Source organism: Halobaculum roseum (assembly GCF_019880245.1).
GTDB classification, from domain to species: Archaea; Halobacteriota; Halobacteria; order Halobacteriales; family Haloferacaceae; genus Halobaculum; species Halobaculum roseum.
Genome location: NZ_CP082286.1, coordinates 2,496,084 through 2,515,191 on the forward strand (window position 1 = coordinate 2,496,084; position 19,108 = coordinate 2,515,191).

Genomic DNA, 19,108 nt, shown 5'->3' on the forward strand with positions numbered 1-19,108 from the left:
ATGCCACTCGACCGCCGGTCGTTCCTCGCGACGACGGCGACGCTGGCCGTGACCGCCACCGGCGGCTGCACCGGCTGTGCGCCCTCCCCGACCGCCTCGCTCCGCATGGCCGCAGCCGACGACGCCGGCATCGCCCGCGCGGCCCTCCACACGTTCGGCGCGGGCGACGGTGCCGACGACGACCCCGGGAACCCGGACGCGCTCGCCCGCGAGGTCGTCGAGACCGGATCGGCGACCGTCGAGGACACCGACGAGCCCCTCCCGATCGACGAACCGGTCGTCGTCGACGACGGCGTCTATCGGTTCGACGCCGAACGGGTCGACTCCCGCGAGATGCGTTCGTTCGGCGTGACGATCAACCCGATCCGGGTCACGGAGGGCGAGGAGACGCCCGGCCCCAGCGAGCGGATCCGATACGAGGACCTGCCGGCGGTGGACCGGGAGGTGCTGGCGGGCCGCGGCTACGACGACGGCCGCCCCGTCGGGATCGGGACGAGCCTGTCGTACCGCCCCGAGACCGTGCCCGACTCGGTGCTGGTTCCCGAGCCGGAGTACCCCGTGATCGTGTGGTCGGACGGCCCGGCGCGCTTCGAGGTCGACAGCGACAACACGTACACGGTCTACACGTACGAGCTGACGGCCGAGCGCGTCTCCTCGGCGGCCGCCTTCGGCGCCGACGTGCGCGAGCGGTTCGGCTTCGAACTCGACGGGCTCCCCGCCGAGGAACGCGAGATCGTCGAGACGGCCACCGCTACCGGCACGGCCGACCCCGACGGCGGACCGAATCCCCGCGCGGGTGCCGATTACCACGTCGCCCACGACGAGGAGCCGAGCGACGCGTTCCGGTCGCTGGTGGAGCGGTTCCGCGCTCACGACCGCGTCGTCGTTCACGACTGGCAGGAGGAGGCGTACGAGGAGTGGGAGGCCAGCGGCGACTACGTCGTCGCCCACGACGGGACGACCTACTGGACGCGGCTGGTCGTGGACGAGTCGGCCTTCACCGAGACGCCGACGGGCGGCGAGTCCTGACCGCCCGACCTACGCCCACCGGGCCAGCAGGAACCGCTCGCTCGCCTCGGGCCCGTGCTCGTCCACCCAGTCCTCGGCGTCGGGCTTCGAGCACCCGCGCGCCTCCATGACGCCGGCCACGAGGTCGGCGTACGGCCGCGGCGACACCGAGGCGTCGTCGTCCACGTCGAGCGGGTCAGCCTTCGGAGGATCGACGGGATCGGCCACGCCGTCGCTCGGCGTCGCCGCCGGATACGTCCCCCGGCCGCACCCTCGGCCTTCGTCTCCCGGCCGCACCGCCCGGGAACGAACGACTCTTGGTGGGTGCGTCGTAGGCACGTGTATGGACAGACGTGGACACGCGACGCCGTTCGCCCCGCACGGACGTGCCGAGGTGGTCCCCCGATGAGCGGACGCAGCGCGGGAGTGAGCGGCTCGCCGTTTGCCCCCCACACCGCCGACGAGACGGCGGCGATGCTCGACGCGCTCGGCGTCGACGAGGAGGCAGACCTGTTCGACATCCCCGACGAGGTCGCCTTCGACGGCGAGTTCGGCATCCCACAGCGCGGCGAGCGGGCGGTCGTCGGCGACCTCCGGGAGACGTTCGCGCGCAACGACGACCTCACCGAGTTCCTCGGTCGCGGGCACTACTCCCACTACGTCCCCGCGGTCGTCGACGACCTCTCCTCGCGCTCGGAGTTCCTCACGAGCTACACGCAGTACCAGCCGGAGATCACCCAGGGGTTCCTCCAGGCGCTGTTCGAGTACCAGTCGATCCTCGTCGAGTTGACGGGGCTGCCGGTCGCCAACTGCTCGATGTACGACGCCGCGACCGCGCTCGCGGAGGCGGCGCTGTTGTCCGACCGGCTTCGCTCGACCTCCGGGTCGACCGTGCTCGTCCCCGAGAACCTACGCGACGGTAAGCGCGGCACCCTCGATAACTACGTCGACGGCTCGGACCTCTCGGTCGAGACGTATCCCTACGCCGACAACACGGCCGACCTCGACGCGCTCGGGGAGCTGGTCGGCGAGGACACCGCGTTCGTGTACGCCGAGACGCCGACCGTGACGGGCGCCATCGAGCCCGACCTTGCGGCCGTCGGCGACCTCGCCGACGAGCACGACGCGCTCTTTTGCGTCGGCTCGGACCCGGTCGCGCTGTCGCTGCTCGAGGAGCCCGCGTCCGTCGGCGCGGACGTGGTCGTCGGCGAGGCCGGCGCGCTCGGCCTACCCGCGAGCTACGGCATGGGCCTCGGCCTGTTCGCCTGTCGCGAGGAGTACCTCCGGCAGGTGCCCGGCCGGCTCGTCGGCGAGAGCGAGGACGCCGACGACCGCCGGGCGTTCACGCTGACGCTGCAGACCAGAGAACAGCACATCCGCAAGGAGCGGGCCACCTCGAACATCTGCACGAACCAGGCGTGGGTGGCGCTGCGGGCGGCGATGCACGCGGCGTACCTCGGCCCAGACGGACTCGTCGATCTGGCCGAGGACTGCGTCCGCGACGCCGCCTCGGTTGCGGCCTCGCTCGACGCGCTCGACGGCGTCGAGGCGCCGCTCGACGACCGCCATCACTTCCGTGAGTTCACGGTCGGCGTGGACGACGCGCCCGGCGTCGCCGCAGGGCTCGAAGAACACGGATTCGCCGTCCACACACTCGACGACGGGACGCTGCAGGTGTGCGTGACCGACCTGAACGTCGACGCGGCCGACGACCTGGTCGCCGCGTTCGCGGAGGTGACAGCATGAACTACGTCGGACTCCGTCCGACGAGCTCACGCTCGCCACGGAGGTGGCTCGCGTGAACTACGACCAAGCTCGCTACGGCGACGACGACCGCAACGAGCCGCTGCTGTCGGAGAAGGACTCGACCGAGGTCGACCCCGGCGAGGGCTCCGCGCTCCCGGATGACCTGACGCGCGACTCGCTGGAGCTCCCCGGACTCTCGGAGCCGGAGCTGGCGCGCCACTACACCCGCCTGTCGCAGATGAACTGGAGCGTCGAGGCGGGGCCGTACCCGCTGGGGTCGTGTACGATGAAGTACAACCCCTCGTTCGCCGACGACGTTGCGGCCGACCCGAACGCGGCGGTCCACCCAGACCGCGACCCCGAGACGGTGCAGGGGAACCTCGAACTCCTCTACGGGCTCCAGGAGTACCTCGCGACCATCGGCGGGATGGACGCGGTGACGCTACAGCCGCCCGCGGGCGCCGCCGGCGAGTTCACGGGCATCGCCGTCGCGAAGGCGTACCACGAGCGCAACGGCAACGACCGCAGCGAGGTGATCGTCCCGGCCTCGGCCCACGGCACCAACTTCGCCACCGCGGCGATGGCCGGCTACGACGTGGTCGAGCTCCCCTCCGGCGAGGACGGCCGCGTCGACGTGGAGGCGCTGGAGGCGGCCGTGAGCGACGACACCGCCGCGCTGATGCTCACCAACCCCAACACCGTGGGGCTGTTCGAGCGCGACATCGTCGAGATCGCCGAGATCGTCCACGACGCGGGCGGGCTGCTCTACTACGACGGCGCGAACCTCAACGCGCTGCTCGGGCGCGCCCGTCCCGGCGACATGGGCTTCGACATCATGCACTACAACGTCCACAAGACGTTCGCCACGCCCCACGGCGGCGGCGGTCCCGGCGCCGGGCCGGTCGGCGTCGTCGAGGAACTGGCCGAGTTCCTCCCCCGGCCAAGAGTGCGGAAAGCCGGCGAGGCGGGACGCGTCGGCGCCGCCGACGGATCCGATACCGCCACCGCCGCCGACGGGGGCGCCCTGGCGGGTCACGACCACGACCACGGCAACGCGGACGACCACGACGACGAGGTCGAGTACGAGCTATTCGACCCCGAACACTCCATCGGCAAGGTGCACGGCTTCTCGGGCAACTGGCTCGTGTTGATCCGGGCGTACGCGTACATCCGCCGGCTGGGCGACGAGGGACTGCTCGACGCCTCGGCGAAGGCGGTACTCAACGCGAACTACCTCGCGAGCCTGCTGGACCTGGATGTGCCGTACGGGCCGTTCCACCACGAGTTCGCCGCGACCGCGGGCGAGCGCGACGCCGCCGACGTGGCGAAGGGGATGCTCGATTACGGCGTCCACCCGCCGACGACGAAGTGGCCCGAGATGGTGCCGGAGGCGATGTTGACCGAACCGACCGAGGTCGAGAACAAGCGCTCGCTGGAGGACCTGGCGAACGCCTTCAACGAGGCGTTCGCCGACACCGACGAGGAGCTGCACGCGGCGCCGACGAAGACGGCGTCGCGTCGCGTCGACCAGACCTCAGCGGCGCGGAACCCGCGGCTCTCCTGGCACGCGCTGGACGAGTCGCGCAACGCCTCGGAGAACGCCAACGGGGAGTGACACGACCGGCGGTGAGGGCGAGGACGGGTACCGACCTCGCCGCTCACCCCACGGTTCCCGGGTTCGGACGTGCCGCTCGACGTGACGAGCCGTCCACGACCGCCGGCCGCGACGCTCGGAGGCGAAGCGGTGTGTCGCGCCAAAATCGAAGTAACCGTTCACCGTCGCCCGAGGGCGACGCGAAATCGGCTTAGTTGCGGACGACGTTCGTCGCGCGCGGGCCCTTCGGGGCCTGTTCGATGTCGAATTCGATCTCCTCACCCTCCGTCAGATCCGGACCGCCAACGTCCTCCATGTGGAAGAACACGTCGTCGTCCTCGTCCTCGGTAGAAATGAAACCGTAGCCGCCAGTGTCTTTGAAGAAGTCAACCTTTCCGTTTGCCATTGCAAACAAACGTATGGTCGACCGCGGGATAACCCTTCCGAGGGTCGTGGTACCACGAGGGTTCGACCCGATCCGATCACGCCGTCCGCGGCCGTCGCCTCAGCGAACGACCGTCACCGGAACCGACGACCGCCGCGTCACCTTCTCGGCGACGCTGCCCATGAGCACGCGGGTGAGCCCCCTGCGCCCGTGGCTCCCCATCACCACCTGATCGATGTCGTCGCCCTCGTCGTCGAGGTACTCGAGGATGGACTGGGCGGGTCCGCCGACCAGCCGGACGGTCTCCACGTCGACGCCGCGGTCGCGGGCGCGCTCGGCGGCCGATTCGAGCAGTTCGTCGCTCGCCTCCTTCGCCGATTCCTCCAACTCCTTCGAGTAGTACGGGTCCATCCCCTCGCCGTCGCCGGCGGACACCCATCGCGTGGGGTCGACGACGTTGACGAGCACGAGCGTCTCGTCCCCGTGGACCGCCAGCGCGTGGTCGAGCGCCTTCGTGGACTGATCGGACTGATCGAGCGCGACGAGTACGCGTCGTGACATACCCGCGACGACGCCGGGGAGGGACTCGGGCGTTTCGGTCGCGACGGCGTCGATGGCTGTCTTCGGGGGTCGCCCGGCGCTCACACCGCGCCGACGAGGACGGCCGCGAGCCCGACGGCGCCGCCCGCGATGAGGGTGTTGCCGGCGACGAAGGCGACGGCGCGTCCGCGGTCGCCGCGGTCCCACAACTGCACCGTCGCCACGGAGAACGACGAGAACGTGGTGAAGGCGCCGCAGGCGCCCGTCCCGACCAGCAGGAGCACGTCGCCGCCGACGGGATGGAAGACGAGCAGTCCGAGCAGGAAGCTCCCGAGGACGTTCACCGTCAGCGTCCCCAGCGGGAACGACTCGCGGTCGACCGCCGAGCCCACCAGGTACCGGGCGACGGCGCCGACGGCGCCGCCGCCGGCGACGAGCGCGGGGTCGGGAACCGCGGCGAGCATGGCTGTCTGGAGGACGCCCCCGAGCGCGAACGTGTCGAAGGCTGCCCCGAGCGCGACGGCGGCGGTCGCGGGGGTCACACCCGCACCACCCGGTCGTCCCGCGGGTCGACCCGCCCGGCGAGGTCGCGACCGACGACCGCCGCCCCGATCCCCAGTCCGTAGCTGCCGAGGAGGTACGCGACGCCGACGACAGGATCCGCGCGCGCCGTCTCGACCACGAAGGTACTGTAGGTCGTGTACGACGAGAGCACCCCCGTCGCCAGCAGCGTTCGCGTGCGGTCGCCCAGGCGATCGGTGCGAAGCGCCTCGTACAGGAGAAAGCCCAGCAGCAGGCTCCCCGAGACGTTCGCGGCGAGCGTTCCCCACAGCCCCGGGAGCGCCACGCCGACCGCGTGGCGGGCGGACGCGCCCGCGGCGCCGCCGACGGCGACGAGCGCGAGCGTGAGCACCCGAGGGTCCCGCGACATACGCGTCGCCTCTCGCGTGGGTCGTATCGGGTTGTCGGTTCGGCGTCCGCAACGTGTGGCAACTAATACCAAATAAGGGCTTCTCAGGGGTAAAAACCCGTTATAGAATATTATCATTATAGTTCGTTACATTTATTGTGTCCTCCCGACTCGACGCAGGTGAGGCGACACAGCATGGGTGTACATCACCGCAAATCCGCAGCAGGACACGCACAGGCCGTTACGACCGACCGCGACCCGCCGACGCCACCCACACCACCCGAACGACCCACACCATGACGTTCAACCCGAATCCGAAGACCGACCTCGACGAGATCGACGACCGCGAACTGAGCCTGTTCTCCACGGAGGGCGACGACCGATGAGCCGTCGCGCCACCCGCCCCACCGCCGGCACCCGGCCGTCCCGGGAGACCGACGCGCCGCTGGTTCCCGACCTGGGGACGCGAACGGGCCGCACCGATACGACGACCGACACCGCGGACATCGCCGACACCGCAGACAGCCGCCGCGACCGCGCCGAGCGCCGCCGTCGCCGCGACCCGTTCGAGATCGCGCTCATGGAGGACTCCGAATAATGCACCCCTCAGAACTCGACCAGGACGTCTTCACGAAGGACATCGACAACCCCCAGGGCGCGAAGCTGCGCCGGATGCTCGACGAGCAGGACTACGTCTTCGCCCCCGGGATGTACCACGCGCTCGACGCCCGGCTGGCGGAGATGGCCGGCCTCGACGCCGCGTACATGTCGGGCTACTCCACCGTCCTCGGCCAGTTCGGCTTCCCGGACCTGGAGATGGTGACGATGACCGAAATGGTCGAGAACGCCAAACGCATGGTCGAGGCGACGAACCTGCCGGTCATCGCCGACTGCGACACCGGCTACGGCGGCACCCACAACGTCCGCCGCGCCGTCCGCGAGTACGAGAAGGCCGGCGTCGCCGCCGTCCACATCGAGGACCAGACGACGCCCAAGCGCTGCGGCCACATCGCGGGCAAGCAGATCGTCTCCCGCGAGAAGGCGCGCTCGCGCTTCGAGGCGGCCGTCGACGCCAAGCAGAGCGAGGACACGGTCGTCATCGCCCGCACCGACGCCTACGGCTCGGCCAACGGCGACTGGGAGGAGCACCTCGAGCGCGGCCGGATATACGCCGACGCCGGCGTCGACCTCGTCTGGCCCGAGATGCCCGACCCCTCGCGCGAGGACGCCGTCGAGTACGCCGAGACGATCCACGAGACGCACCCCGACCTGGATCTGGCGTTCAACTACTCGTCCTCGTTCGAGTGGGGCGCCGAGGAGGACCCGCTCACGTTCGAGGAGCTGGGCGATCTGGGCTACACGTACCAGTTCATCACCCTCTACGCGCTGCACTCGGGCGCCCACGCGGTCTACGAGGACATGCAGAACATCGCCGAGAACGGCGCCGAGGCGCAGTGGGACCTGGAGGAGCGCTACATCGGCCACGAGACCGAGAGCCACCACGCGCTCTCGTTCGTCGACCGCTACCAGGACATCGAGACGCAGTTCGACCCCGATGCCGAGGAGCGCATCGAGGAGTCCGCCGGCTTCGCTGAGGACCGCTCGGAGCCGATCACCTCGAACGACGACGACTGATCGACGCGCCGTCCGCCGCGACCGAACCGCCGCTCCATTTTTTGAGTGACTCCCACCGGAACCGGGAGCGTTGGGATCGGGAGCGCCGGATCCGGGGGTACTGACCTCGGGAGCGGTGGAACTCCGCCGCTCACGACGGACGAGTCGCTCCGGGCGGTCGGAACGGGGGAACGAACGGAAGGGTCAGAACTGCCTCGCGCTTACGCTTCGATCGGGTCGGCGCGGTCGCCGTTGATCCGCGTGAGGCCGTAGTCGCAGTGGTTGCAGCGCCACTTCGTCTTCTCGCCCAGGTGCAGCGTCATCGCGGCGACGCGCCAGAAGTCCTGCGTCTCGCCGCAGTCGGGGCAGTGGAACTCCATCTCGAGGCTCATATTTCCCGGTGTGTGGGCGGACACTTTCAAGACTCCGGTCCCCGGCGGCGTCGCGCCCACGGTCGCGGAACGATAGCCCGAAATCCCCGGCAGCCGACCACCGCGTATGACCTTCGAGACGACGGTTCCGGTCCGCTATCGCGACCTCGACCCGATGAGCCACGTGAACAACGCCGTCTACGCGACCTACTTCGAGGAGGTACGAACCGCCTTCTTCCGCGAGGAGGTCGGCATCGATCTGGCGGACTCGCAGGCGGCGCTGGCGTCGCTCTCGATCGACTTTCGCGCGCCGATTCAGGGCACCGGCACCGTCCGTGCGGTCCTCGAGGTGACCGACGTGGGGACGACCAGCCTCACGTTCGGGTACGAACTGCACTACGAGGACCGTCTCGTCGCCGAGGGCGAGACCGTCCAGGTCGCGATCGGCGAGGACGGCCCCGAGCCGCTTCCGGACCCGGTCCGCACGGCCGCACAGCGACACGCGACCGAGTGACGACGGTCGCGCCGTCGCGCCCGTCTACTGTCCGGTCCGTTCCCCGAGCCGCCGGGCCGCCGCGGCGACCGCTTCGGGCGTGTCCACGCTGACGAACGGCTCGGCGGGAACGGCGGCCTCGACGGTTCGAAGGCGGTCGAGCACCGCCGTCAGGGGGCCGTCGTCGCGGACGGCCGCGCACGCCTCGACCGCCGGCGCGACACGGTAGACCGCTCCGAGCGGCTGGCGACGGCCGTCCGCGACGGGAACGACCGCGTCGGCGTCGGACCCGCCGCCGCCGGTGGCGTCGTTGGCGTCACGATGACCGCCGCCGCTATCGTTGTGGTCGCTATCGCCGCCGTCGAGGCGCGCCGCAAGCGCGCACGCGGTCGCGGCGTCGAGCCCCGGCATGTCGCAGCCGACGACGAGCGCTCGGGTCGCCCCGGCGTCGGCCGCTGCCTCCAGCCCCGTCGCCATCCCCGCGACCGGGCCGGCGTCGGCGACGGGGTCGATCGCGAACCGGACCGGCCGCGACCCGAGCGCGTCGGCGATGACGGGCCGCTGGTCGCGCCGGCAGTTGACGACCGTCCTCCCGACCGCCGACGCGAGGCGGTCGATTACACGGACGATCATCGGCGCGCCGGCGACCTTGGCGACGGCCTTCTCGCGGTCGCCGAAGCGCGTCGACCGCCCGCCGGCGAGGACCACGAGCGCGTCGATCACGCGATGAACCCCGCCCGCCCGGTGAACGCGAGGTACAGCGAGAACGCCGTGATGAGGATCGCGAGGACCATCTCGGCGTACAACACGACCCGCCCCCACCGGTACCAGTCGTCGTACTCCGGGGCGGAGCCGGCGTCCCGTTCGGGGCCCGACTCGGCGTCCCGTTCGGGGCCCGACTCGGCGTCCCGTTCGGGCCCCGACTCGACGTCGACCATCAGTCGTCACCCCCCGCGGCTGCGACGCCGTCGCCGCCGCGGTCGCCGAGCCAGCGCCGCGCCGAGCCGATCCCGTGGTCGCGCGGGTCGTCGTCGTGGCGCATCGCCCACAGGTAGAAGGCCATGATCGGGACGAAGAAGACCACCGCCACGACGGCGTAGCCCGCGTGGATGTTCGGGACGTAGCCGTACACGAGCGGGTAGACGATCCCGCCGCTCGTGGAGACCCCGCCGACGAACCCCGAGGCGGTGCCCGGGCGGTCCTCGAAGAGCACCGGCACGATGGCGAACACGCCGCCGGTGCCGAAGCTGACAGTCACGCCGAAGACGGCGAGCACGACCACGGAGACGGGCAGCAGACCAGCCAACCCGGCGGCCGTCAGCGCCAGCATCGCGACCGTGATACAGATCAGCGCCGTCATCAGCCAGTGGACCCGCGGCGAGTACTCCTGACTCGTCGAGAGGACGGGGTACGGCGTCCACCCCTTGCGCTGCCACAGGTCGGACATGTACCCAGAGAACGGCCGGAACAGCGAGGCGTTGAACGACTGGACCGCCGCGAACGTCCCCGCAGCTGTCTGGACGGCCGCGACGCCCTCGAAGCCCAGATCCGAGATGGGGCCGGCGAACCCGTCGGCGTAGTAGGTGGGGAGCCACGAGTTCATCGCGATCTCCAGCCCGAACGACATCGCGTACGCCAGCATCAGCCCGACGGCGGCGTAGCGCGTCCAGACGTACAGCGTGTCCCCGAGCGACGTGTTCGCCTTGGCGGTCTCGGCGGTCGCGCGGTCGCGGGCGGCCCGCCCGCGCCACTTGTAGACGACGGCGATCCCGATCGCCACGAGCCCCAGATGGAGGAACGCCTCCGAGAAGTTCGTCCCGTAGATCCGGGGGAGCAGCAGCGCGCCGACGCCGGCGCCGACGTTGCCCGTCCCGGCGTACAGCCCCTCGGCGGTGCCGATCTCGTGTTCGTCGAACCACTGGGCGACGTGCTGGATGCCGACGACGAAGGTCGCACCCGCGCTGGCGACGACCATCCGCTCGACGAACAGCACCTCGAACGCCGAGAGGAACGCCACCTCCGAGGCGTACGCCGACAGCACCGAGACGCCGCCCGTCGCCGCCAGCACGAACGCGAAGACGTTGTGCGCGCCGAAGCGGTCGGCGGCCCAGCCGGCGAGCACGCGCCCCGGCGGCGACAGCCAGATCGCCGAACTCGCCAGCAGCGCCAGCTGTCCCGTCGTCAGCCCGTAGAACTGGCCGATGCTGGGCGAGAACGCGGCCGTCGAGAACCACATGAGGAAGGCCCAGAAGAACGCGACCGTCGCCAGGATCAGCTGCTCGATCTTGTTAGTCATCGCCGATCACCTCCGGGTCGGCCGCGGCGGCGTCGCGCGCGGCGGCGTCGGTCGACTCGCCCGTCCCGGCCGTCGCCGGTGCCAGCCGCACGGCACACTGCTTCAGGTTCGGCTCGTCCGATTTGGGGTCCGTCTCCGGCAGCGTCAGCTCGTTCGTGCGCGGGTGGTGGATCGGGAGCCAGACCAGCCCGCGCGGGACCGCGGGGTCGGCCTCCGGCCGCACCGGCACCGCCCCGCGGCGCGAGGCGACCGTCGCGGTCGCGTCGCCCTCGGCGGTATCGTCGCCGTCGGCGGTCGCATCGCTGTCGACTGTCGCGTCCCCGTCCAGCCCCGCCTTCGCGAGGGTGTCGGGATGGGCCCGCGCGAGCGGCGCGGGGTCGGTCACGTCCCCGCGCGAGCGGACGCCGGTGTTGTAGCCGTCGGCCTCGCGGGCGGTGGTCAGCGTGAGCGGGTAGTCATCGTCGACCGGCTCCGCCAGCGCGCCGTCGACGGCCGAGGAGAAGCGCGCGCGACCCGAGGGCGTCTCGAACGCCCAGCCGGCGTCGTCGCTTCCGGGGTCCTCGACCCCGCCTTCGTCGCCGTCGCCGTCCCCGTTTCCGTCGCCGTCGCGGTAGCGGTAGCCGCCCTCCGAGCGCGCGTCGGGTGCGGGCCACCGCACCGCGCCGGCGTCGTCGAGGCGGTCGTAGGAGATACCCGAACAGTCGGCCGGGGTGCCCGCCGTCAGCGCGGCGAACTCATGGAAGACCGCCTCGGGTTCGGTCGCGGGGAACAGTCCCGGGGAGAGCCGCTCCCCGAGCGTCGTGATCGTGTCGAGGTCGGTGCGCACGTCCGGCGGGAGGGCGGTCGCGGACCGCACCCGCGACACCCGCCGCTCCATGTTCGTCGTCGTCCCCGCGGACTCCCCCCACGTCGCCGCCGGCAACACCACGTCCGCGAGGGCGGTCGTTTCGGTGTGGAATGCGTCCTGCACGACGAGGAAAGCGTTCGAGAGGCGCTCGCGCACCGCGCCCGCGTCGGGCATCCCCGCGACCGGGTTCGTCGCGACCGCGTACACCGCCTCGACGGGGCCGTCCTCGATGGCCTCGACGGTTCCGACCGGGCCGGGCCCGGGGTCGTCCGGCAGGCGGTCGACGGGCACGTCCCACGCCTCGGCCAGCAGGCGGCGCTCGACTGGGTCGTCGAACGGGCGCTGGCCGGGCCACGACCCCTTCGAGGAACAGATCCGCGTCCCCATCGAGTTCGCCTGTCCGGTCAGCGAGAACGGCCCCGTGCCGGGGCCGAGGTTCCCCGTCGCGAGACAGAGATCGATCAGCGCGGCGGCGGTGTCGGTGCCCTGCACGCTCTGGTTCACGCCCATCCCCCAGTAGATCAGGGTGGGGTCGGCCAGGGCGGCGGCGAGGTCGTCCACGACCGCGGGGTCGACGCCGGCGGTCGCGGCCGCCGACCCGACCGACGGGAGCGACTCGCGCAGGGACTCGAAGCCCTCCGTCGCCCCGGCGACGAACCCCTCGTCGACCCCGTCGCGCTCGACGACCCGGGCGAGCACGGCCCGGGCGAGCGCGAGGTCCGTCCCGGGATCGGGGGCGACGTGCGCGTCGGCGACGCCCGCGGTCTTCGTTTCCACCGGGTCGACGACGATCAGCCGGGCGTCGTCCTCGCGGGCGCGTTGTTCGATCCACCGGAACATGACCGGATGGGCGACCGCGGGGTTGGCGCCCCAAACCACGTGAGTGACCGCGTCGTCGATGTCGTCGTAGGTGCACGGCGGCGCGTCGCTGCCGAAGGCGTCGTAGTAGGCGGTCACCGCGCTCGCCATGCACAGCGTCGTGTTGGCGTCGTAGTAGCGCGTGCCGAGGCCGCCGCGCGCGAGCTTCCCGAGCGCGTAGGCCGCCTCGTTGGTCTGCTGGCCGCTGCCGAGCACGGCGACGCCGTCGGGGTCGTCCGCGGCGGCCGCACGCAGGCCCGCGACCGCGCGGTCCAGCGCCACGTCCCACGTCGTCGGGTGCAGGTCGCCGTCCTCGCGCACGAGCGGCCGGGTGAGCCACTCGCCGTCGGGGTCTGCCGACTCGCTGATCCCGCGCTGGCACGCGAGGCCACGGTTCACGGGGTGGGACACGTCGCCGCGGACGGAGTCGACGCCGTAGCCCGCGTCGACCCCGATCTGGAGGTGTCCGCAGCCGACCGCACACCGCATGCAGGTCGTCGGGACGGGGTCGGTCACGGCTCCTCCTCCGTGGTCGCGGTCGTCTGCGCCGACGCGGCCGCCGCGGTCGTCGTCTCCGCGGGCGCGGCGGTCGTGCCCGCGTCGGCGCCGAACAGCTCCGGCGCCGCGTCCGCGGGCGCGTTCGTGGGCGCTCCACCGTCGCTGCCGGCCGCGTGGGGGTCGGCCGCCGGCGCGTCGTCCTCAGTCATCGCTCGGGAGGGGTTCGCCGCTGGCGTCCGTCGGGGCGGGGCTCTCGCCGTCCGCGAAGGGGTACCACGACTGCTTCGCGTCGGCGAGACAGGGGTCCTCGTAGTCGGTCTCCTCCGGCTCGGCGAGTTCGACCAGCGTCTCGTGGCCGGTGGCGTCGACCCACTCGCGGAACGACTGCCCCTCGGTGCGCAGCGCGGCGAACGCCTCCACGAGGTTCCGGATCAGCCCCGGTACCTCGTCGGCGGGGACGCGCTGGCGCGTCCACTCGATGAACGACGGCTCCGGCCCGAGGCCGCCGCCGACGCCCACGTCCATCGCCTCGACCATCTCGCCGTCCTTGCGGGCGCGCATCCCCTGCAGGCCGATGTCGGCGGTCATCGCCTGCCCGCAGTCGGCGGTACACCCCGAGAAGTGGATCTTCAGTTGTGTCACATCCTGGGGTACCTCCACGTTGCGCCGGAGCCACCGGAGCATCACGGCCATCCGCGCCTTCGTCTCGGTGAGCGCTAGCGAGCAGAACTCCGTCCCCGTGCAGGCGACGGCGCCGCGGTCGAACAGCGTCGGATCGGGCGTGTGCGTCTCCAACAGCGGCTCGTCGAGCAGGTCGTCGAGCGCGTGGTCGGGCACGTCCACGATCAGGGGGTTCTGTCGGCGGGTGAGCCGCACCTCGCCCGAGCCGTACTCGTCGGCCAGATCGGCGAGTTCGATGGCCTCCTCGGCGCCCATGCGGCCGACGGGGACCGACAGGCCGACGTAGTTGCCTCCGTCCGCCTGCCCGTGGACGCCGACGTGGTCGTGTTTGCCGCGCGCGGGCGACCGCCCCGCGTTGTAGGTGTACTCGTCGCGGAGGTTCGTCCCCGCGTGGGCCAACTCGACGTCGACGCGCTCGGCGAGCGCCTCGCGGATCGCGTCGGTGCCGTGCTCGTCGACGAAGAAGCGGCCGCGGTTCTTGTTGCGGTTCTCGCGGTTCCCCTCCTCGTGGTAGTACTCGACGAACGTCCGGACGACCTCGTAAGCGTGCTCGGGCCGGACGAAGACGTCGAGCGACCGGGCGCGACGCGGTTCGCGGCCGCCGAGGCCGCCGCCCGCGCGGACGTTGAAGCCGCGGATCTCCTCTCCTCCCATCAGTTTCCGCGCGGGCTCCAGCGCTACGTCGTTGATCGCGTCCTGCGCACAGCCCTCGCGACAGCCCGTCACCGAGATGTTGAACTTCCGGGGCATGTTCGCGAGCGCGTCGTCGTCGCGCAGGTCCGTCTGGATGCGCTCGAGCAGCGGCCGCGTCTCGACGTACTCGCCGGCGTCCTTCCCGGCGACCGGACAGCCGGTGACGTTGCGCATGGTGTCGCCGCCGGCCGAGCGCGAGGAGACGCCCACCGCCTCCAGTTTCTCCCATATCTCCGGGATGTCCTCCAGCTTCAGCCAGTGGAGCTGGATCGACTGGCGCGTCGTGAGGTCGACCCACGCGTCGCCGAACTCCGGGTTCGAGACGGGCCCGGACGCGTACTCGCGGGCCACCTCGCCGATGGCGCGCAGCTGCCCCGGCTCCAACACGCCCCCGCAGTTGGTCAGCCGCATCATGAAGTAGCTCTCCTGGCCGCCGCGGTGGTGGAACACCCCCCAGAACTTGAACCGCGAGAACCACTCCTCGCGCTCCTCCTCCGGGATCGACTCCCACCCCCGCTCGGCGAACTCCTCGATCTTCTCGCGCACCGCGTCGCCGTACAACTCGTCCTTCCAGCGTTCTTTTTTGTTTGCCATGGTCGAGTGCCCGAATAGTCGGGAATCAAGCGCTATCGCGCCCGAACGTATTCGATATACGGATGATTCGAGCACGATCGTCGGTAAAAAGTCCTGTCCTGTACCGTCCTTAATTACATCCGATGACTTGTGATCCGCCACCGAACGGACGATCAACGATACGTATTACCATGACTAGTCGGTGATGAACATGGATCGTCCAATTCCTGAGGGAACCGACCGCCGGTTCGCGACCGTCCGTTGGATCCGGCCGCCGTCGACGCCGTCGACGGCACGGACCGCGCCCGTGTGTCCCGGACCCACGACGCTCAGTGACGCACGGAACCGCGGTACGGAAGGGTTATCAGTACACCTCGTCTCGAACGGGTATGGCGAAAGGGAAGGTCGACTTCTTCAACGACACCGGCGGCTACGGTTTCATCGCGACTGACGACTCCGACGACGACGTCTTCGTCCACATGGACGACATCGAGGGCGGCGATCTGGAGGAGGGCGAGGAGCTCGAGTTCGACATCGAGACGGCCGAGAAGGGCCCGCGCGCGACGAACGTTACCCGCCTGTAAGGCACACACTACGAACGACCGCGCTCTCGGGCGCGACCCACGTTTCGGTTCTTTCACACTCCACAGCAGCGGCTCGCTCGGCGGCTTCGACGCCGGCCATACAGTTATCGCGAGCGACGGCGACGGTGTACGCGACCGACCATGAGCCGCGAGACACAACGGCGACGCGCACGGACGCTCAGGGACCTGCACACGGACTCGACGGACGGACCGCTCCTGCTCGCGAACGCGTGGGACGCCGCCAGCGCCGTCGTGTTCGAGCGCCTCGGCGTCGCCGCCGTCGGCACCTCCAGCGCCGGCGTCGCGGCGTCGCTCGGCTACCCCGACGGCGAGCACGTCCCGCGCGAGGAGATGATCGCGGCGATCGAGCGGATCGCCGGAAACGTCGCCGTCCCCGTCAGCGCCGACATCGAGGCCGGCTACGGCGACACGCCCGAGGCCGTCGCCGAGACGGTCGCGCGCACGCTCGACGCCGGCGCCGTCGGCGTCAACCTGGAGGACGGCACCGGCGACCCCGAGAACCCGCTGCGGCCGACGGCCGAGCACGCCGCCCGGATCCGGGCGGCCCGCGAGGCCGCCGACGACGCGGGGATCCCGGCGGTCGTCAACGGCCGCACGGACGTGTTCTGGGCCGGCGTCGGCGACGAGGCGGACCGGCTCGACCGCGCGGTCGAGCGCGCGAACGCCTACGTCGACGCCGGGAGCGACTGCGTGTTCGTCCCCGGCGTCGCGGACGCGGAGACGATCGATGCGCTCGCAACCCGGATCGACGCGCCGCTGAACGTCCTCGGGGGCCCCGGCGCGCCGTCCGTTCCCGAGCTCGGCGACCTCGGCGTCGCGCGCGTCAGCGTCGGCTCCGGCCCGATGCGCGCGACCCTCGGGAAGCTGGAGTCGATCGGCGAGGAACTGCTGGAAACCGGGACCTACGAGGGGATGGAGGGCGGGGTGCCGTACGGCGACCTCGCGGAGTTGCTGTCGGCGGCGCGGGCGCGACGCGAGGAGTAGGCGGCGGGATCGGCCGGCATCCGGTGTCGCCGCCGTGCGTGGTTCGTCTCAGTCGCTCGGCTCGCTCACTCGTCCGCGTCCGGCTGGTGCGTCTCGAACCACTCCGTCAACTCCTCGATGCGATGGGTCGCCCGCTCGGGCGTCCCGATGTTGTGGTGCTCGTTCGGGTAGATCACGAGCTTCGCGTCCACCCCCTGCTTGCGCACGCTGACGTACAGCTGCTCGGCCTGCGTCGGCGGACACCGCCAGTCCTCCTCGCCGGCGGTGATCAGGAGGGGCGTGTCGATCTCGTCGACCCGAGTGATCGAGGAGATGTCGCGGTACAGCTCCGGGTTCTCCCACGGCATCCCGAACTCCCACTGGTGCCAGTTGTGGTTGTCGTCGGTGCCGAAGTTGCTGTAGAAGTCGTAGATGCCGTGCTCGGGCGCGGCGGCCGCGAACATGTCGGTTCGGGTGACGACGTGCGCGGTCGTGATCCCGCCGTAGCTGAACCCCGTGCAGAACAGCCGGTCGGGGTCGGCGACGCCCTCGTCGACGAGGTGGTCCATCGCCGCGATCACGTCGTCGGACTCCAACTCGCCGCGCGTCCCCTTCAGCGACTCCGAGAACGCGCGACCGTAGGAGGTTGACCCGCGGTAGTTCGGCTTCGCGACGACGTACCCCTTGCTCGTCCAGTAGGTCACGTCGAACCGGAAGCCGGGGGCGTCGTAGCTCATCGGCCCGCCGTGGATCGCACAGATCGCGGGCCGAGGGTCGTCCACGTCGGCGTCGAAGTCGGCGGGGTAGTAGACGACCGCCTCGATCTCCTCGCCGTCATCGGAAGCGTCCGCTTCCGATTGGCTCTCGGGAGCTTCGCTCCCGCGAACGTCCGCGTTCTCGTAGGCGACGACCTCGCAGTCGGGCAGCGCGTCGGCGCGCTCCTCGAGCCACTCGGCGTTGAGCGCCGAGAGGCGCTTCGTCGGGCCGCCGGCGTCGTTCTCGCGCAACTCGGCGCCGGGGACGGCGTACACGTCCGGGGGCTGGTCGGCGCCCGTGAGGCCGAGCGCGACGGTGTCGCCGGCCATGTCGAACGCTACGATCGTGCGGTCGCGACCCTGCCGGGAGAACGCCCGCCGCGGCTCGCCGTCCAGCGGGCACACCGCGAGGCGGGTCCACGCCTCGTCGGCGATCGGCACGACGACGGTGTCGCCGTCGAGCCAGCGGGGGGCGGCGCCGCGCGCGAGCGTCCGGTCCAACGCGCCGGAGACGGACCGGAAGTCGGCGTCGGCCTCGTCGGGCGCGACGTACGCCTCGTTGGGCTCGTACCAGTTGTCGTAGTTGCTGCCGTCGAACGCGAGGCGGTCGCCGTCGGGCGACCACGTCGGCGAGGCACACCGGAGGCTCCCGTCGGTGACGACACGGCGGTCGGAGCCGTCGGGGGCGATGGTACACACGTCGTAGGCGCCCGAATCGTCGGGGTCGTCGTCGTCGACGCAGGTGGTGAAGGCGATGCGGTCGGTCGGTCCCCAGGCGGGCTGGAGCCCCGCGAGCGGCTCCGCGGAGCCGGCGCCGTAGGCGTCGTCGAGGCGCTCGAAGTCGGCGGCGTCGGCCCCGTCGGCGTCCACGTCGCCGACGAACAGGTAGGTGGTCACGTCGTCGAGCCAGCCGGCGCCGTCACGTTTGTGCTGGAGCCGCGTCACCTCGATGGGGCCGCCGTCCTCCCGGCGGTCGAGGTACTCCTCCTCCTCGTCGGTCGGATCGCGCGCGGCGACGACGAGGCGCTCGCCGTCGGGCGCGAGGTCGAACTCCTTGACGCCGCGCTCGAAAGCGGTCAACTGGCGCGCGTCGCCGCCGAGCGCGAGATCGAAGGCCCACACCTGCGGCTTCGGCTTCTCGTCGCCGTTGCCGCCGTTGCCGTCGTCGCCACCGTTTCCGTCGTCACTGTCGTCCCCGTCGGACTCCGCCTCGTTAGCCTCGTCCGTCCCGTCGTCCCCGTCGTCGTCGCGGCCGCGTTTGCGGTCGAGGTCGTCGTCGCGGGCGGCGAGAAAGGCGAGCGTGTCGCCGTCTGGTCCCCACGTCGGCGACGAGGCGGAGGACGCGCGGGTGAGTCGGTGCGGGTCGCGACTCCCGTCGGCCGGCGCGACGTACAGGCCGGTCCGGTGTTCGTCGGCCGTCGGGTCCGACTCCTGTGCGGTGAACGCGACGCGCTCGCCGTCGGGCGAGACCGACACCTCCGAGAGCTGTCGCAGGTCGTAGTACGACTCGAGATCGATCCCGTGCTGCATACGCGCCGGTGTGGTGAGGACCACTTCACCGTTCGGGAACCGGCCGGGGGCGCGGTCGGCCGGCGCCACGCCGCCGTCGCCCTCGTCTGCGATGCCGTCGGGGACGCCGGCCGTGACAAGCTACTTGCCGGCAGCGACCCACGGTCCG

21 protein-coding genes are annotated in these 19,108 nt (G+C 71.2%); 8 read left to right on the plus strand and 13 right to left on the minus strand.

Annotated elements, in window-relative coordinates; genetic code table 11:
* Nucleotides 1-1,029: a hypothetical protein gene (locus K6T36_RS12700; RefSeq protein WP_222921601.1), complete on the plus strand. Its 1,029-nt coding sequence runs from the start codon at nucleotides 1-3 to the stop codon at nucleotides 1,027-1,029.
* A 9-nt stretch (nucleotides 1,030-1,038) separates the two neighbouring features.
* On the opposite strand, the gene K6T36_RS12705 is transcribed toward K6T36_RS12700, so the two are convergent.
* The gene (locus tag K6T36_RS12705; RefSeq protein WP_222921602.1) at nucleotides 1,039-1,236 is read right to left on the minus strand and encodes a hypothetical protein; all 198 of its coding nucleotides are present in this window, start codon (nucleotides 1,234-1,236) and stop codon (nucleotides 1,039-1,041) included.
* Between the two features lie 177 nt (nucleotides 1,237-1,413).
* Here K6T36_RS12705 and gcvPA point away from each other — a divergent pair, with 177 nt between their 5' ends.
* Both gcvPA and gcvPB read left to right on the plus strand, forming a co-directional pair.
* Nucleotides 1,414-2,754, plus strand: a complete 1,341-nt coding sequence (gene gcvPA / locus K6T36_RS12710) for an aminomethyl-transferring glycine dehydrogenase subunit GcvPA (protein WP_222921603.1) — start codon at nucleotides 1,414-1,416, stop codon at nucleotides 2,752-2,754.
* A gap of 52 nt (nucleotides 2,755-2,806) precedes the next feature.
* A complete protein-coding gene (gene gcvPB, locus K6T36_RS12715; RefSeq protein ID WP_222921604.1) occupies nucleotides 2,807-4,369 on the plus strand; it encodes an aminomethyl-transferring glycine dehydrogenase subunit GcvPB in 1,563 nt (520 codons plus the stop codon).
* Nucleotides 4,370-4,559: 190 nt separating this feature from the next.
* Here the strand turns inward: gcvPB and K6T36_RS12720 are convergent, their stop codons facing one another.
* The 4 genes from K6T36_RS12720 to K6T36_RS12735 form a co-directional block, all read right to left on the minus strand.
* On the minus strand, nucleotides 4,560-4,754 hold the full coding sequence (locus K6T36_RS12720; RefSeq protein ID WP_222921605.1) for a cold-shock protein: 195 nt from the start codon (nucleotides 4,752-4,754) through the stop codon (nucleotides 4,560-4,562).
* Between the two features lie 99 nt (nucleotides 4,755-4,853).
* Nucleotides 4,854-5,294: a universal stress protein gene (locus tag K6T36_RS12725; protein WP_222606972.1), complete on the minus strand. Its 441-nt coding sequence runs from the start codon at nucleotides 5,292-5,294 to the stop codon at nucleotides 4,854-4,856.
* 80 nt (nucleotides 5,295-5,374) lie between these two features.
* Nucleotides 5,375-5,737, minus strand: coding sequence for a fluoride efflux transporter CrcB (gene crcB, locus K6T36_RS12730; RefSeq protein WP_222923456.1), 363 nt, complete (start codon nucleotides 5,735-5,737; stop codon nucleotides 5,375-5,377).
* Nucleotides 5,738-5,811: 74 nt separating this feature from the next.
* On the minus strand, nucleotides 5,812-6,204 hold the full coding sequence (locus tag K6T36_RS12735; RefSeq protein WP_222921606.1) for a fluoride efflux transporter FluC: 393 nt from the start codon (nucleotides 6,202-6,204) through the stop codon (nucleotides 5,812-5,814).
* A gap of 361 nt (nucleotides 6,205-6,565) precedes the next feature.
* On the opposite strand from K6T36_RS12735, the gene K6T36_RS12740 reads away from it, so the two are divergent.
* Both K6T36_RS12740 and aceA read left to right on the plus strand, forming a co-directional pair.
* Complete coding sequence (locus K6T36_RS12740; RefSeq protein ID WP_222921607.1) at nucleotides 6,566-6,781, plus strand: hypothetical protein; 216 nt, start codon at nucleotides 6,566-6,568, stop codon at nucleotides 6,779-6,781.
* Complete coding sequence (aceA, locus tag K6T36_RS12745) at nucleotides 6,781-7,818, plus strand: isocitrate lyase (protein ID WP_222921608.1); 1,038 nt, start codon at nucleotides 6,781-6,783, stop codon at nucleotides 7,816-7,818. Before K6T36_RS12740 ends, aceA begins: the two co-directional genes overlap by 1 nt.
* A 200-nt stretch (nucleotides 7,819-8,018) precedes the next feature.
* On the opposite strand, the gene K6T36_RS12750 is transcribed toward aceA, so the two are convergent.
* Nucleotides 8,019-8,189: a DUF7838 family putative zinc beta-ribbon protein gene (locus tag K6T36_RS12750; protein WP_222921609.1), complete on the minus strand. Its 171-nt coding sequence runs from the start codon at nucleotides 8,187-8,189 to the stop codon at nucleotides 8,019-8,021.
* A 106-nt stretch (nucleotides 8,190-8,295) separates the two neighbouring features.
* On the opposite strand from K6T36_RS12750, the gene K6T36_RS12755 reads away from it, so the two are divergent.
* Nucleotides 8,296-8,682: an acyl-CoA thioesterase gene (locus K6T36_RS12755; RefSeq protein ID WP_222921610.1), complete on the plus strand. Its 387-nt coding sequence runs from the start codon at nucleotides 8,296-8,298 to the stop codon at nucleotides 8,680-8,682.
* A 24-nt stretch (nucleotides 8,683-8,706) separates the two neighbouring features.
* On the opposite strand, the gene mobA is transcribed toward K6T36_RS12755, so the two are convergent.
* Genes mobA through K6T36_RS12785 form a run of 6 tightly spaced genes read right to left on the minus strand, consistent with a single transcriptional unit; the run spans nucleotide 8,707 to nucleotide 15,128 of the window.
* Nucleotides 8,707-9,384 carry a molybdenum cofactor guanylyltransferase gene (gene mobA, locus K6T36_RS12760; RefSeq protein ID WP_222921611.1) on the minus strand — a complete coding sequence of 226 codons (678 nt, stop codon included), beginning with the start codon at nucleotides 9,382-9,384 and terminating at the stop codon, nucleotides 8,707-8,709.
* Complete coding sequence (locus tag K6T36_RS12765) at nucleotides 9,381-9,599, minus strand: hypothetical protein (protein WP_222921612.1); 219 nt, start codon at nucleotides 9,597-9,599, stop codon at nucleotides 9,381-9,383. The genes mobA and K6T36_RS12765 overlap by 4 nt, the downstream gene beginning before the upstream one ends.
* Nucleotides 9,599-10,957, minus strand: a complete 1,359-nt coding sequence (locus tag K6T36_RS12770) for an MFS transporter (protein WP_222921613.1) — start codon at nucleotides 10,955-10,957, stop codon at nucleotides 9,599-9,601. Before K6T36_RS12770 ends, K6T36_RS12765 begins: the two co-directional genes overlap by 1 nt.
* Nucleotides 10,950-13,178, minus strand: coding sequence for an assimilatory nitrate reductase NasA (gene nasA / locus K6T36_RS12775; protein WP_264083992.1), 2,229 nt, complete (start codon nucleotides 13,176-13,178; stop codon nucleotides 10,950-10,952). The genes K6T36_RS12770 and nasA overlap by 8 nt, the downstream gene beginning before the upstream one ends.
* Nucleotides 13,175-13,369 carry a hypothetical protein gene (locus K6T36_RS12780; protein ID WP_222921614.1) on the minus strand — a complete coding sequence of 65 codons (195 nt, stop codon included), beginning with the start codon at nucleotides 13,367-13,369 and terminating at the stop codon, nucleotides 13,175-13,177. The genes nasA and K6T36_RS12780 overlap by 4 nt, the downstream gene beginning before the upstream one ends.
* On the minus strand, nucleotides 13,362-15,128 hold the full coding sequence (locus K6T36_RS12785; protein WP_222921615.1) for a nitrite/sulfite reductase: 1,767 nt from the start codon (nucleotides 15,126-15,128) through the stop codon (nucleotides 13,362-13,364). Before K6T36_RS12785 ends, K6T36_RS12780 begins: the two co-directional genes overlap by 8 nt.
* Nucleotides 15,129-15,496: 368 nt before the next feature.
* On the opposite strand from K6T36_RS12785, the gene K6T36_RS12790 reads away from it, so the two are divergent.
* Together K6T36_RS12790 and K6T36_RS12795 are read left to right on the plus strand one after the other, a co-directional pair.
* The gene (locus tag K6T36_RS12790) at nucleotides 15,497-15,691 is read left to right on the plus strand and encodes a cold-shock protein (protein ID WP_222606984.1); all 195 of its coding nucleotides are present in this window, start codon (nucleotides 15,497-15,499) and stop codon (nucleotides 15,689-15,691) included.
* 141 nt (nucleotides 15,692-15,832) lie between these two features.
* On the plus strand, nucleotides 15,833-16,696 hold the full coding sequence (locus K6T36_RS12795; RefSeq protein ID WP_222921616.1) for an isocitrate lyase/PEP mutase family protein: 864 nt from the start codon (nucleotides 15,833-15,835) through the stop codon (nucleotides 16,694-16,696).
* Nucleotides 16,697-16,761: 65 nt separating this feature from the next.
* Here the strand turns inward: K6T36_RS12795 and K6T36_RS12800 are convergent, their stop codons facing one another.
* Nucleotides 16,762-18,960 carry a S9 family peptidase gene (locus K6T36_RS12800; protein ID WP_222921617.1) on the minus strand — a complete coding sequence of 733 codons (2,199 nt, stop codon included), beginning with the start codon at nucleotides 18,958-18,960 and terminating at the stop codon, nucleotides 16,762-16,764.
* Nucleotides 18,961-19,108 lie beyond the last annotated feature (148 nt).

Bases quoted from the DNA above. Each gene is read 5' to 3' on its own strand.
- K6T36_RS12740 (WP_222921607.1), top strand. From the start codon at position 6,566: ATGAGCCGTCGCGCCACCCGCCCCACCGCCGGCACCCGGCCGTCCCGG.
- aceA (WP_222921608.1), top strand. From the start codon at position 6,781: ATGCACCCCTCAGAACTCGACCAGGACGTCTTCACGAAGGACATCGAC.
- K6T36_RS12735 (WP_222921606.1), bottom strand. From the start codon at position 6,204: ATGTCGCGGGACCCTCGGGTGCTCACGCTCGCGCTCGTCGCCGTCGGC.
- gcvPA (WP_222921603.1), top strand. From the start codon at position 1,414: ATGAGCGGACGCAGCGCGGGAGTGAGCGGCTCGCCGTTTGCCCCCCAC.
- K6T36_RS12800 (WP_222921617.1), bottom strand. From the start codon at position 18,960: ATGCAGCACGGGATCGATCTCGAGTCGTACTACGACCTGCGACAGCTC.
- K6T36_RS12765 (WP_222921612.1), bottom strand. From the start codon at position 9,599: ATGGTCGACGTCGAGTCGGGGCCCGAACGGGACGCCGAGTCGGGCCCC.
- K6T36_RS12720 (WP_222921605.1), bottom strand. From the start codon at position 4,754: ATGGCAAACGGAAAGGTTGACTTCTTCAAAGACACTGGCGGCTACGGT.
- K6T36_RS12785 (WP_222921615.1), bottom strand. From the start codon at position 15,128: ATGGCAAACAAAAAAGAACGCTGGAAGGACGAGTTGTACGGCGACGCG.
- K6T36_RS12780 (WP_222921614.1), bottom strand. From the start codon at position 13,369: ATGACTGAGGACGACGCGCCGGCGGCCGACCCCCACGCGGCCGGCAGC.
- K6T36_RS12750 (WP_222921609.1), bottom strand. From the start codon at position 8,189: ATGAGCCTCGAGATGGAGTTCCACTGCCCCGACTGCGGCGAGACGCAG.
- K6T36_RS12755 (WP_222921610.1), top strand. From the start codon at position 8,296: ATGACCTTCGAGACGACGGTTCCGGTCCGCTATCGCGACCTCGACCCG.
- K6T36_RS12700 (WP_222921601.1), top strand. From the start codon at position 1: ATGCCACTCGACCGCCGGTCGTTCCTCGCGACGACGGCGACGCTGGCC.
- K6T36_RS12770 (WP_222921613.1), bottom strand. From the start codon at position 10,957: ATGACTAACAAGATCGAGCAGCTGATCCTGGCGACGGTCGCGTTCTTC.
- K6T36_RS12795 (WP_222921616.1), top strand. From the start codon at position 15,833: ATGAGCCGCGAGACACAACGGCGACGCGCACGGACGCTCAGGGACCTG.
- crcB (WP_222923456.1), bottom strand. From the start codon at position 5,737: ATGCTCGCCGCGGTTCCCGACCCCGCGCTCGTCGCCGGCGGCGGCGCC.
- K6T36_RS12790 (WP_222606984.1), top strand. From the start codon at position 15,497: ATGGCGAAAGGGAAGGTCGACTTCTTCAACGACACCGGCGGCTACGGT.
- K6T36_RS12725 (WP_222606972.1), bottom strand. From the start codon at position 5,294: ATGTCACGACGCGTACTCGTCGCGCTCGATCAGTCCGATCAGTCCACG.